The sequence below is a fragment of the Alteromonas sp. CNT1-28 genome (assembly GCF_022348345.1).
GTDB classification, from domain to species: domain Bacteria; phylum Pseudomonadota; class Gammaproteobacteria; order Enterobacterales; family Alteromonadaceae; genus Alteromonas; species Alteromonas macleodii.
On sequence record NZ_JAKREZ010000006.1, the window covers coordinates 53,857 to 67,570 of the forward strand.

General features: G+C 45.7%; 10 protein-coding genes. 4 read left to right on the forward strand and 6 right to left on the reverse strand.

The features are described 5' to 3' along the window. Positions 1-14 precede the first annotated feature (14 nt). The 4 genes from MHN02_RS05025 to rapA all read right to left on the reverse strand — a co-directional run bounded on the left by MHN02_RS05025 (position 15) and on the right by rapA (position 5,146). Positions 15-338 (reverse strand): hypothetical protein, encoded by a 324-nt coding sequence (locus MHN02_RS05025; protein ID WP_014948188.1) that lies wholly within the window; start codon positions 336-338, stop codon positions 15-17. A 142-nt stretch (positions 339-480) separates the two neighbouring features. Further along, complete coding sequence (locus MHN02_RS05030) at positions 481-1,368, reverse strand: alpha/beta hydrolase family protein (protein WP_239244877.1); 888 nt, start codon at positions 1,366-1,368, stop codon at positions 481-483. A gap of 150 nt (positions 1,369-1,518) precedes the next feature. Then, the gene (gene rluA / locus MHN02_RS05035) at positions 1,519-2,235 is read right to left on the reverse strand and encodes a bifunctional tRNA pseudouridine(32) synthase/23S rRNA pseudouridine(746) synthase RluA (RefSeq protein ID WP_239244879.1); all 717 of its coding nucleotides are present in this window, start codon (positions 2,233-2,235) and stop codon (positions 1,519-1,521) included. Between the two features lie 49 nt (positions 2,236-2,284). Beyond that, positions 2,285-5,146, reverse strand: a complete 2,862-nt coding sequence (gene rapA, locus MHN02_RS05040; protein WP_156077863.1) for an RNA polymerase-associated protein RapA — start codon at positions 5,144-5,146, stop codon at positions 2,285-2,287. Positions 5,147-5,475: 329 nt separating this feature from the next. On the opposite strand from rapA, the gene MHN02_RS05045 reads away from it, so the two are divergent. Continuing rightward, complete coding sequence (locus tag MHN02_RS05045; protein ID WP_239244881.1) at positions 5,476-6,267, forward strand: DUF4019 domain-containing protein; 792 nt, start codon at positions 5,476-5,478, stop codon at positions 6,265-6,267. Position 6,268: 1 nt separating this feature from the next. Here the strand turns inward: MHN02_RS05045 and MHN02_RS05050 are convergent, their stop codons facing one another. Further along, positions 6,269-7,666: a hypothetical protein gene (locus MHN02_RS05050; protein ID WP_239244883.1), complete on the reverse strand. Its 1,398-nt coding sequence runs from the start codon at positions 7,664-7,666 to the stop codon at positions 6,269-6,271. A gap of 522 nt (positions 7,667-8,188) precedes the next feature. On the opposite strand from MHN02_RS05050, the gene MHN02_RS05055 reads away from it, so the two are divergent. From MHN02_RS05055 to ccoG, 3 genes are all read left to right on the forward strand, one after another. Beyond that, a complete protein-coding gene (locus MHN02_RS05055) occupies positions 8,189-9,586 on the forward strand; it encodes a PhoH family protein (protein WP_014978266.1) in 1,398 nt (465 codons plus the stop codon). 93 nt (positions 9,587-9,679) lie between these two features. Next, positions 9,680-11,077 carry a PLP-dependent aminotransferase family protein gene (locus MHN02_RS05060; RefSeq protein ID WP_239244885.1) on the forward strand — a complete coding sequence of 466 codons (1,398 nt, stop codon included), beginning with the start codon at positions 9,680-9,682 and terminating at the stop codon, positions 11,075-11,077. A 234-nt stretch (positions 11,078-11,311) separates the two neighbouring features. Continuing rightward, a complete protein-coding gene (ccoG, locus tag MHN02_RS05065; protein WP_239244887.1) occupies positions 11,312-12,685 on the forward strand; it encodes a cytochrome c oxidase accessory protein CcoG in 1,374 nt (457 codons plus the stop codon). A gap of 7 nt (positions 12,686-12,692) precedes the next feature. On the opposite strand, the gene MHN02_RS05070 is transcribed toward ccoG, so the two are convergent. Continuing rightward, positions 12,693-13,697, reverse strand: a complete 1,005-nt coding sequence (locus MHN02_RS05070; protein WP_239244889.1) for a hypothetical protein — start codon at positions 13,695-13,697, stop codon at positions 12,693-12,695. Between the last annotated feature and the right edge of the window lie 17 nt (positions 13,698-13,714).

Sequence of the window (13,714 nt, forward strand, 5' to 3'; positions counted from 1 at the left end):
AAGTGAAAGTTTTACTATGGACGAATGCCTACGCAGTCGAGTGGGCAATGACCCAAACCTTCAAGGAAATTCACGCAGTTATTTAGTTCATCTACAAGAAACTGGTCGTTAATTAGCTTGTCTTCATTCCAATAATGCACTTGATGAAGTAAATGCCAAAAAACCCGTTCTTTTTGTGTATAGGGCTGCGTTAGGGTGTAATCAATTTGCCCCCATTCTTCCATACTATCCCAAAAGAATAGCTCGATCTCCTCGATAGGAAGCTCTCCTTGCCAAAATGCTCTCAAATAGAAACACAGCTGCTTTGCTTTGTTATCTACGAAATCTTGAACACTCACAAGTAACTCAACCGTTTATGTTTGCTAAAAGTATTATAGTTCATAACAATCTTACTGCTTAGGACAGAGGCTTGCTATTTACACCATTAAATTTAGGTAATTGTTTTGGATACTAATTTAGCGTAATCGGTTAATTATCGAATTACCAGCCTAGGTGGCGAGTCCAACCAACAGTACTATTTGCAACTATCTGAATATGAGGGGGTTTTTGAAACTCCTTTATACTAAAGGCTAATAAATTGCTGGGAATAATTATTTGCCGATAGTGCATTTTTAGTGCGTTTTTTGCGCTAATTTTTCGTTTTTGCGTAGTACTGTTCGCCCAATCGTTAAATCCACTTAGTGACAGATCCAATATTGGAAAGCTGGACTGCGCTATATTATCTATAACTAATGTATTCGTTGATTCTTCTGGCCAAAAAGGTGAAATGGCTACGAAAGTGTCTGGATGAAGTTGAGGCTGTTGCTCTACGACGGACAAGTAAGTTGCGGCCAGCATGCCTTGTGCAATGACCATACGGTAGCCTGAATTGTCTTGTAAATAATTATTCAATGCGTTGAGTTGTAAACCCAGTGCTGAAGTTGCTGATTCAAAATTGAGATACTGCGTAAGTTGATTACTTCTGGGGTGGATATTTTGGGCTGACATAGACGTAGTTTCAGAGTCTGACATGTCGGTGTTTGCAGATTCAGCAGGTAGGTTCTGCTGGGACGTGACATTGACCGGCAAATTAAACGGACTTATCACTACATTCCAGCCTTTTTCAGCAAGCATGTTGGCAAGGCTATTTCCCTGCGCGAGCGTAAGGCTAGAGGGAAAAGGCTCTGTGAGTATGATAGCCACACCCAAAGGTAACGGTGTTTGCGCTTCAATTTCAATAATTGGGGATTCAACTTCTCCAATCATTAAAGGTTTCACTTCTCCAGGCAGATAGGCGTGACTAACATCTGTGAAAAAGTCACAGTGAGCTGTCATAGGCAATAGCGAAACAATAACAGCAAATGTTAAAAGGAGAGCGTGCCTTTTCATAAAATGTGGTTTGCCTTTACCTTAATCTGGATCTATTCAGCTTGGACAGCATCAAATTAATTTGTACATCAAGCGTTATACGAAGGTTATCGGCAGGGTGCGTTAAAACTAAAATGGAGTCTATTGATAAAGTTGAGTAGCGTTAGAGCGCTACTTAATACTTTCTGAGAGCGGCTTTGGGCAAAACGGACTAAAAGGGATGGCGACATTAAAGTGCAGCCAATGCCCAAGTGTCGGGTGCGAAAGACTCAAGCTTTCAGCATGAAGCTGTAAACGAGGCGCCATGGATAACGCTTCTTCATGGGCATAGAGTCTATCTCCCAAAATAGGGTGACCCAAAGCAAGCATATGTACTCGCAGTTGGTGAGAGCGACCGGTAATGGGATAAAGGGCAACGAGAGAATAGGGTCGCTCTTTTTCATCCAGTGTGCGCTCAATGACGTCAAAGTGCGTTACGGCTTTTTTACCGCGCTCGAAGTCTACCATTTGCTTTGGCCTGTTTGGCCAGTCGCAAATAAGGGGAAGGTTAACCTCTCCGCTGTCTTGTTCTACATGTCCATGAACCCGAGCGAAGTAGCGCTTTTTAGTTTGACGTAATTCAAACTGTTTCGAGATATGGCGATGGCTGTCTTTATTAAGCGCCAGCACCAAAATACCCGAAGTCGCCATGTCTAAGCGATGCACTACTGTGGCGGTGGGATACACTCGGTTAACCCGGCTAATTAGCGAGTCGCGGTGCTCCAATGCTTTGCCCGGAACGCTCAATAGCCCGCTAGGTTTATGCGCAACCACCATGTCCTCATCTTGATACAAAATATCAAGATAAGGTGTCATCGGTGGGTTATAAACAAAACTTGGGTTCGCCATTATGTACTCGTTACTTCACAGTCGCTTTTGAATGTTTAACCTTTCGAGGTTACGGGTTATTTACCACAATACGAATGGCGTCCAGCTGAACATCTGCATCCTGAATAACTTTATCAAGGGCGTTCATTTGCGTTTCAATAAACTCAATTTCGCTGTCACGTACTGCTGGGTTACGCTTTTGAAGATCGCGCAAGCGCTGTATTTCTTCGTTAAGCGTGCTGTGCATGCTGTTAAGTGCGTCGTGTTGCTTTTGGTTAGCTTGCTGATGGGCAAGCTTACGCGCCTTTTCAATGGCAAGCTCAAGCGGCTGTTGCAAGGCTTTTAGAAGCTGAGCCGAGATCTTACGTCCAATTTTACGCTTAACGTCGAAGCTCAATTCAGACGGGTTTCCTTGCGCATCTAAACACACTCGCACGGGCGTTTGAGGTAAGAAGCGGCCCAACTGAAGCGCTTTAGGCGCTTGCGCCTGCAGCACAAACAACGCCTCAACCCAATAAGCGCCTTTTGGCAAAGACGGCTCGGCAATGAAGCCCATGCTGCTCTTTCCGTGTACGTCGGTGAGTACTACGTCCATGGCGGTATGCACAAGTGGATGATCCCAACTTAAAAACTGTACGTTTTCTAGCGTGGTGGCTACACGGCGCTTGTAAGTAACCGTCATGCCTTCTGGGTCAAGGCCCGGAAGCTGGCTCACCATCGACTCGGTTGGCATAAGAATAAAGCAGTCATTGCCTTTTTCATCCTGCTGAACACCGATAGCATCGAAAACGCGACCCATAAAGCGCGACAAATCTTGTTCGCTATCAAGGGTAATAATGTCTTCAAGCAGTTGTTCTACGCGGCCTTCACCCGAGGCATTAAGCTCAAGAAGGCGATCGCGACCGGCTTCAAGCTGCGCCACGAGCTGGCTATTAAGCGTAACACTCATGTTCACTAGCTCGTCACGCGCGCTCATATCGTCAGGGTGTAAGCACGCACCAATAAGCAGAGGCTTAACGTCGTCGAATACACCAGAGCCCGTGGGGCAGGTCTTTTCAAAGGCATTCAGCCCTTCGTGATACCAATCTAGTAATACGTGCTGCGCGGTTTTCGCTAAATACGGCACGTGAATTTGTACGGTTTGGGTTTGGCCAATACGGTCAAGACGACCAATACGTTGTTCAAGCAGATCTGGCGTGATAGGCAAATCGAACAGCACCAAATGATGAGCGAACTGGAAGTTACGACCTTCGCTACCAATTTCACTACACAGTAGAATTTGTGCGCCGTCTTCCTCATCAGCAAAATAATGGGCCGCCTTGTCGCGCTCCACAATGCTCATGCCTTCGTGGAATACACTGTGGCGAATACCGGTTTGCGTGCGAATAACCTCACCTAACTCTTGCGCTGTACGGGCGCTTGCGCAAATAAGCAGAATCTTTTCTGGCTTAACGCTTTGCATGAAATCAAGCAGCCATTCAACGCGCGGGTCTTGCTTGGTCCAGCTGTTAACCACGCTTGCCATACGTTCAGGATACAGTGAATAGGTTAAGTCGCCGCCGCTCACGGCATCTGAATAAACCTCAGGCAAAGCCAGTTCGTAAGCGCTTAATTTACGCATCGGAAAGCCTTCGATATTGGCGCGGCGGTTTCTAAACAGCATACGGCCTGTGCCGTGACAATCGATAAGTTGGTGCAGCAGCGCATGGCGATTTTCCGGCGCACTTAAATCACCCGCATGTTCCATTACGTCAGGCGCGAATTCTGCGAGTTTGCTGCGTTGTTTGTCGTTAGGCTCGGCGTCTGAAAGTAATGGCGCTACCGCATCGGCCAGTTGGCTGTATTTCGATTCTTCATCTAAGAATGCATCGTAGCTATGGAAGCGAGCCGGGTCGAGCAGGCGCAAGCGGGCAAAGTGGCTTTCGTGACCAAGTTGATCAGGCGTTGCGGTAAGCAGTAATACGCCTGGCGTTTGGTTTGCCAGCGCTTCCACACACAAGTATTCTGCAGAGGGAGCCTCACTTGACCACGCAAGGTGATGGGCTTCATCGACAACCATTAAATCCCATCCTGCAGCTTGAATTTGCTGCTGGCGTTTTTCGCTCTTGCTTAGGAAGTCGATACTACAAAGTACTAGCTGGTCGTTTTCGAATGGATTCACAGCGCTCGCGTCAGATGTTTCGTCATCTTGTAAGCCTTCGCTCTTCTCTATAGCCTCGCAACGACTTTCATCGTAAATGGCAAAAGGAAGGTTAACGCGACGAAGCATTTCAACTAACCATTGGTGCATGAGCGAGTCTGGAACCAAAATAAGCACGCGCTCTGCGCGGCCTGTTTTAAGCTGCTGGTGAATAATCAACGCGGCTTCAATGGTTTTACCAAGACCTACTTCATCGGCAAGTAATACGCGAGGTGCGTGTCTGCCGCCTACCTCTGACGCAATGTGGAGTTGGTGCGGAATAAGCGATATGCGCGCACCTGCAAGACCAATGGTGTTTGAACGTAAGTAATCGTATTGATGATCTAAAGCACGCTCGCGCAAATCGAACCATTTAGGGTTGTCTAATTGCTGACTGAACAGGCGCTTTTCAGGTTGGTTCAAGCGAATGTGACTGTCTAGCATGGTTTCAGGTAATCGCGATTGCGCTTTGGTGTCTTCGCGAAGCCCGTGATAGATGAAAAGATCTTGGCTTTCTTCTTTTTCAGTAATGGTCATTTCCCAGCCGTCTTGGCTTTTGACCGTTTCGCCAATTTCAAAAATTAGTCGCGTAAGCGGCGCATCTTGCTTAGTATACTTTCGCGCTTCGCCTGTTGCTGGATACAACACTTCGACAGAACGGAAGTCGCTACCGATAACGACACCTAACCCCAGCTCTATTTCTGTGTTGCTTAACCAACGCTGACCAACTGAAAATTGACTATCTGAACTCATAAATCACCAACCTATTTTTCGGGGGGCGGTATTGTACGCATTGCGTTGTGATAAGTCATTAATACTAGCTCATTTGATTTGCGGTTGCAGGTGGGGGGATTGAGTACCTATGCCTTGCGTTAACAAGACGATTAGCACTAGTAGGCCTTCTTTGCTTCACAACGAGAATGCTGGTAGCAAAAGAATAAGAACGTTGACGTGCCCATCAGGCTTGCTTTGTCACAGGGTTGGCGTAAAACTGTCGTATCACTGACCATGGATATTTCTTACTGTTAACCGCGTTACGTTTTTAACGTATGTGAATCGCAGCTAACAGGAGGAAGCGCGAGATGGATATGAAAGTAGACAGTCAAAAGCTTATACAACTTCGCAATGCTAGGGCATGGAGTCAGCAGCATCTGGCAGATGTGTCTGGATTGAGTTTGCGTACTATTCAGCGAATTGAGAAAACACAATCTGCATCACACGATTCAATAGGCGCACTTGCTTCAGTTTTCGAAACGACGCCCGATGCGCTTTTAATGGGTGAAACCCACGCCACCACAAGTCATCCTCAAGGGCTGCCAACCTCGCAAACTTCTACTGCGGGCGAGAATGCCGCAGCTCATCATTCAATTAAGCTGCAGGGTGACCGGCCAGCGTCGTTGAATCCCCAACATGTTCTTTGGATCACGCTAGCGCTCGCCATCAGTTTGTTCGTTGCTATTTATTATGCGCAAACGGTCAATGCAAACAATGGTAGCAACCAAGTAATTGAAGAAGGTAAGCCAGTTAATGTCAGTAGCGAAGTCCTTGAAGATGCAACAAGTTGGCTGGAACTTATCGACAGCGGTGAATATGAACAAAGCTGGAAAGAGAGTGGGGCTATTTTTAGAAGCGGTATTTCAGTAGCTAAATGGACCGAGGCGATGCAGCTAGTCAGGGAGCCATTGGGGGCGGCCAAGTCGAGGGAAATCGCGTTAGCACAAGCGCCAACTTCACTGCCTGGATTGCCTAAAGGAAACTACCTAATTTTGTCGTTCACCACTGACTTTGATTCCCAGACCACAATGAAAGTAGAGACCCTTTCTATGGTGGAAGTTGATGGCGAATATAAAGCAATAGGCTACTTCATTAAGTAGCCTACTCAGGTAACTGGTGCAAAGTTTCAATTCCTTGAATGGCTTTGAAAGCATCATCGCTCGTTGCATTGTTGATGGCTTTGATAAGTTCAGGTGCATTGTAGGGCTCTAACAAGGTTAGGAACGTCGCTGTGCCAGGTGGCATGCCACTATTCACTGCTTTTTGAAGTCGCTTCCATACGGTGAACAGCGACTCCTCACCTAACGTTTTTTGTTGCACCACGCTATCAATGGCGCGGTGCATTATCATCCCGCATGAATAATAAAGATTGAAGTGTCCGTTTTTATAAGCACGAGCCAGCGTTGTTTGCGCCAGCCCTTCAGTACAGCTCTCGAAAGCGCGGGTCATTCGGCTTTCAACGTAGCTATTGGCGTCTTCGTAGAGGAAGTTCATGGCGATTGCCGCAAAGTAGTCGGCGTTGCCCTCGTGCAGCCAAGACTGCTCCTCGTTTTCTGATACACCTTCAGTACTGCCGGGCTGATATAAATGGGCGACTTCGTGAGCAAAGAACCAAAGTGTTTGGTTAACAAAGCTGCTGTTATTGGCCTGCTCATTTAAGTCTTGTCTGTTCCAATGCATAAATATCTGGTTAGGTAGTGTTCCACCTTGTGTAGAGTGATCGTCTACGTTTGCGTAAGAGGCAAATAACATGGGCTTTTCGCCCTTAAGCGGATTAAGAGAATGGGAGAAAAACGCCATCATGTTGGGTATATCTTCTTCTAGCGAAGCTTTAATGCTTTCAGGAAGCCCGGGATCAATTAGGGCAACCACATCATCGGTAATAATTGGCTGTTGCTTACCCACATACACGACTCTTCCATCATTGTTATCTGTCCACGACACGCTGCTTTTCATTACTTTGCCATTCAACAATATGTGTTCATCACTGGGAACATTGAGTGTCAGGTGCCATTTATTATCTTCTTCAGTACAGGCATTAGCACAAGCAAACAGTCGCCCAGAGTGAAAGGTATTTCCACCATCAGAAAAAGGAGAAAATGGTGCGTAATCTTTACCCAAATGTTTATAGGTGGGCGTCAGTAAAAATGACACGGTAGAGAGGGACTTGCCTGACTTCGAGCGCACAAGTTCTTGGTGTTTGGTGTCATCAAAGACGATTTCTATGTCGTTGTCTTGCGCGAACCAACGTGTTGTTCTTGATGTATCTGGGTTTCTAACAAAAGCCAGCGTTTTTGCTGGCGTAGTTAATGTGTAGGTGACTACCCATTTTTCAGACGTGTCAGTCGTGCTTTTCTCAACCTTGATTAGAATGTTAGCAGGGGAAGAATCATTGTGCGCTTGGCTATTCGCCCATGCAATTTCGGCGTTAAAGTACGCTAGTAGCGATAACGTCATGCTTATGGCCGTTTTTATTTTTGTGATGTTAAGCCAATTCATAGCTGATCTTTCCCTGAGTGTTATTAATTTAAACGCATCCACTTTATTGAGGTGTTGTGGCATTGGGTTAGCACCCGTGTTTAGTTCACCGCTTCAACATGTACACCTTAGCCTATTTGGGTATCAAAAACGCAGCTAAAACTGCGCTAACTGTAGTTAAAGTGTGAGCATTTGTTACGAACCAAGTATGCCAGTTTCTTGTTTAATGCAGAATGGGAGCGCTGTGCTATCTCATATAACGTGAAAGGACTGTTCGTCGCTTCTCACTTGTTCTAACGAAAAATAAAAAAGAAAAAACAGTGCTAAATCTCAAAAACTGGATTATGGTGGAATTAAGGGTTCGCTAATTTAACAAACGAACCTTTGAGGCAGAAAGAGTAGTACTGCTTCTCAGTCGACGCGAGTAGGGGAAGAAGTCCTGTTTCGAGCGGCATTCTCCTACAACCGTAACTGTAGCTTGTTAGCGCGTGCGTTCATAAATGAACAATACGTCTAACCTGGCTTTATTTACCGGAGTGAAGGATGCCAAGAAAAAATTCTACCGATACTAAGATTTACGTCCTCGATACCAATATTCTGCTGCACGAACCTCACGCTTTTCTCTCCTTTAAAGAACATGACGTTGTTATTCCAATGACCGTATTGGAAGAGCTCGACTACATCAAAGACAGCAAAAAAGACGTGGCGCGTGATGCACGGGTATCCATTCGGGCAATGGAGGATTTACTCCACGACGCAACGCCAGAAGATATGCTAGCGGGTGTATCGATGGAAGGGTTGGGCGCGGGTCAAACGGCACCTACAGGGAGTCTATCTATATTCGCCGACCTCAACATGGTTGAGGCTCAGCAAGTGTTTACCAGCAACGAGAATGACAACCGCATTATTAACGTAGCGCTGCACTTGCAAAAGACGTTCGCGCCGCAAAAAGTGGTGTTGGTTACCAAAGACTTAAACATGCGCCTTAAAGCGAAAGGGGCAGGCCTCGCTCATGTTGAAGACTACCGCACCGACCAGCTAATTACTGACATCAAATATCTATCTCGCGGGTTTCATACCTTTGAAGGTAATTTTTGGGATAGCGTAAAAAGCGTGGATAGCCGCAGCGAAGGGCGCGACACCATTCACACTATCCCCAAGTCTATGTTGCCAGAAGCGTATGTAAACGAGTTTTTGCTCGACGAAACTAAACAGTTTGCAGGTTTAGTAGAAGAGATCACCGACGATCATTTAGAGGTGTTGGATTTAGGTTACGAACGCTTGATGGGTCGTCATGCTTGGGGCATCACACCCAAAAATATAGGGCAGGCCATGGCGCTTCATGCGCTGCTAGACCCACACATTGATATGGTTATTCTCACTGGCCCTGCCGGTAGTGGTAAAACGCTCCTTGCGTTAGCTGCAGCCCTTGAAATGGTGGTAGAGCGTAACATGTATGACAAAATCATTGTCACGCGAAGCACGCCGGAAATTGCTGAGTCCATTGGCTTCTTGCCGGGAACGGAAGAAGAAAAAATGTTGCCTTGGTTGGCAGCAATTACCGATTCTTTGGAAGTACTCCACAAGCATGACGAAAATACCAAAGGTTCTATGAATTACATCATGGAAAAAGCCAACATTCAGTATAAGTCGGTAAACTTTATGCGAGGCCGAAGTATTCAAAATGCGATTGTGATTTTGGATGAGTCGCAGAACTTAACCGCGTCACAGCTTAAAACGATCATCACACGTTGCGGTGAAGGAACGAAGCTGATAGTGGGCGGTAACTTGGCGCAGATAGACAGTAACTATCTGAGCGCAGTGACATCGGGGCTTACTTACTTGGTTGAGAAGTTTAAAGACTTCTCGGGCAGTGCCACCATTAACCTAGACGGCGTGGTAAGAAGTCGTCTTGCGAGTTTTGCTGAAGAAAATCTATAACCTAAGATAATGCGTAAATTGGTAGTATTGTTTTTATAACAGAATACTGTCCTCACTGTTATACTCCGCTAGTGGGGACTATCGGAGTATAACGTGGCTAAATACGAAGTTTTAGCTCACCAACTTAAAGAGCAGATTGAGCGCGGCGTGTGGGTAGAAAATGAAAAGCTCCCATCGCTTCGCAAACAGGCAGCACAAACAGGCTTCAGCCTAATGACAGTGCTGCACGCCTATCAGATGTTAGAAAGCCAAGGCATAGTCAGCTCCCAAGAACGTTCGGGCTTTCTGGTAACAGCTAAAGCGAGCAATGCCTCAAAAGAACGTGTACAGGCCACAGAAGCCGTCAGTATTAACGACTTTGTATATGAAGTGCTGCAGGCCTCTCGCGACCCCCACATGTTCAGTTTAGGATTTGCTTACCCCGACCCAAGCCTTTATCCAAGGCAACATTTAAATAAGTCTATTGCAGCTGCCGCCCAGCAAATTTCCTTGACCAGCGCCATGGATAACTTGCCTCCAGGTAACCTGGACCTTAGAAAAATCATCGCTAAGCGCTATGCCGCCAAAGGCGTGAATATATCGCCTGATGAAATCATTATTACCGCTGGTGCGCTAGAGGCGCTGAACTTGAGTTTGCAGGCATGCACCACACCAGGAGACTGGGTGGTTGTCGAGTCGCCGGTGTTTTACGGAACGCTGCAGGCGCTTCAACGTTTAGGTCTAAAAGCGATTACTGTAACGGTATCACCCAACACTGGCCTGGATGTAGCTGCACTTGAGCGCGCATTTAAAAATCATAATGTGAAAGCCTGCTGGCTTATGAGCAACTTTCAAAATCCAGTTGGATACTCATTGAGTGACGTTCAAAAACAGCAGGTGGCCGCGTTACTCGATAAGTATAATGTTGCCCTTATTGAAGATGATGTGTATGCCGAGCTTTATGCTGATAAGCGTCCACCTCTGCCAATTAAGCATTTTATGAAAGAGGGAGATAGCATGTTGTGTTCATCGTTCTCCAAGTCTTTAGTGGCAGGGTACAGAATAGGGTGGGTCGCCGCAGGTAAGCGTGCCCTTGAAATACAAAAACAGCAGCTTATGAGTACATTGGCAACCAGCGCGCCGATACAGCTTGCGCTTGTAGACTATTTATCCACAAAAAATTACGAGTCTCATTTAAAGCAGCTGCGAAAAAAACTCATCGCTCGTAAGAAGACGATAACGGCGCTGCTTACCGACCTTCTATCAGACGTTGCGACTATTCATACACATAGCGGCGGCTATTTTTTGTGGGTGGAATGCCGGGGGCATGTTGATGCAATGGCTATTTATAAAGAAGCGTTGCGTTTACACATCACCATTGCGCCAGGAAAACTGTTTAGCTTAACCAATGAGTTTAACCATTGTTTTCGTTTAAATGCATCGTTTGCTCTGAATGAAGCGAAGCGCAATCAACTGCTTAAGCTTTCGCTATTTATAAAAAATCTTTCATAAATAACGCGTTATCACTCTGTGTAACGCAAACCGTAGTTTTTGCACATTCTGTAAAGGGAGCAAGTTTGAAACAAGAAAAACATACACCTTAAAAATCTGCGACTTCAAAGCCTACGCCTTAAATATCTACGCCTTAAAAACTATAGCAACTGATCTATAAAGAAAGCCCTAATCTGTTTCTATTTTAACGGCCTTAAATCCCTACCATTAGCGCAAAATTTTCGGAGAAAGCTAATGACGGCAGTTAAAATTCGGCAAGAAGACATCATTGCTTGTACACCCGTAGAAAGCAAAAAAATCTATATCCGTGAGGAAACTGGGCACTTTCAAAAAATACGTCGATACTTGAATGTAGTATTAGTGACGCTGTTTGTTGCGCTCCCCTTTATTCAATACCAAGGACAGCAGGCGATTTTGTTTGATGTGGGGCGTCAAACCCTCACGCTTTTTGCATGGGTCTTGTATCCACAAGACCTCATGATTTTTGCCTTTCTGTTTATTCTTGCGGCTTTTGTTTTGTTTTTAGTCACCCGTCATTACGGGCGAGTATGGTGTGGCTTTACTTGCCCTCAAACCGTATGGACTCTCGCTTTCAATTGGGTAGAGCGCCGTATTGAAGGTACGCACAATCAAAGCAAGGCTTTAGACAAGCAGCCTAGCTCACTAACAAAAGTAGTCGTGAAGGGGGCAAAACACAGTGCATGGTTGGCATTAAGCCTTATTACTGCGCTGGTTTTTATGTCTTACTTCTATCCGGCATCTCGTCTATATACGGAGCTTTTCACTTTCTCTGCGCCTGCGTTAATTTCAGGCTGGACAATGTTCTTTGCCGTTTGCACTTATGCCAATGCCGGTTGGCTTCGAGAGAAAATGTGCACGCACATGTGCCCCTATTCTCGCTTTCAAGCTGCGATGTTTGATAACAGTACGTCATTGGTTACTTACAACGAAACGAGAGGAGAAAGTCGCGGACCAAGGAAGCGTTTTTCACAGCACAAAGACTTGGGCGATTGTGTCGATTGTAATTTATGCGTTCAAGTCTGCCCAGCAGGCATAGATATTCGTGAAGGAATTCAGTACGAGTGCATTAACTGTGGCCTGTGTATTGACGCATGCGACAAGGTCATGGCCAAATTTGGCTATCCGCTCAAACTTATCAATTTTTCGCGAGCCGGCAGACATTCTGGGCGTAAATTCACTAACTATCTTTACGGCGCCGCAATCATTGCCATACTGCTCGCAATGGGCGAGTGGGCTATCGACAGGCAGGACTTCGAAGCTTCAATTAGCCGTGACCGCAACGCGCTTTACAGAGAGAACAACGCGGGGCACATTGAAAACACTTATACGTTAACCGTTTTAAATAAATCCCGCGTGGCCAAAACCTATGAAATTGCTATAGAAACGCCATCAGATATGCAGCTTATTAACGTACCGACTATAAACGTAGCACCAGGCGAAAAGCGAAATGTGCCGTTTTCAGTTGAAGCATTATCGCCAATGGCTAATACCATGCAATCTGTTAGCTTTGTTATTATCGATAAATCTACCAACAGTGTGATTGGCAATGAAGTGATGTTCTATTCAGGGAATAACAGGCAAATGTAGATGGAACTTACTCTACTACTTCTACTTGGTAGCGCCCGGTCACAATGTTGCGCTCTGTATCTTCGGATACTTGCCCGAAAGGAATGAGTGCCGGACCCGTAGGATCATAGAGCACGTAAACGTCGCCATCGTGCTCTATGGTTCGGTCATCTGCCATGGGGGTTAATGCAATTCCAAGCAAGGCGTGGTTGGGCAGGTAAAGTACAATCATCTTTGTAGTGGGTAAAAAAGCTCTTACCATTGAAGACGCTAACACTGCTTTACTGTCACAGTCCCCTAGGTTCTGCATAAGCACACTTATGGGCGGCGCATACCCAGAGCCATTACTCACTACTCTATCTTCTAAAGTGTCGTAAGGGATGCTTTGCAGCCAACTGAGAATTAAAGAAAAATAGGCTCTAGAATCTGACTCAGACGCGACTTTCTCGTAAAACGCTTGAGAAACGGACACCAAAGGTTTTACTGACTCAGAGATGTAACGCAGGTGATCTGGCTTTATGGCACTTTGGTTAAATATGGTCGTAAAGCGCGTGAAGTAATGTTCATGCAAGTAGCTATCGTAAGCGTTTTGCTGTACGTCACGTAAATGCGCTTGAACGTCTTCTATTTTCTCTTCGTCAGTCCCCGACACTTTAATATTAATGGCTTCTCTCAAGGGCTTGATTGTTACTTTTGCGTCCTTGGGGTCGATAGCCTTTGCTGCTTTGGTCAACGCAACAGTCACGTATCGCTGTACTATTTTGGGCTTGTAATTAGTTTGCCTTAGCGGCAAATCTTCAATTGACTCAAAGGGAATTTCAAACTTGAGGTTATGTCGCTGCTTCGCACCGTCAATCCATTCGTAATAGAACTGCATGCCGGTATCAGTCTTCTTTCTTTTGAACTCGAGTTGTTCAGAGAGCGCATGCTGAACATGGAAAACCACAGGGATCGTAGCAAGACCAAGGTATCTCGTTACCTTGCTAATAAAGCGCCAAATGTTCTTTTTTTTCGAGGAAGTATGAAGCTTCATTGTTATCGTGGGGTTAA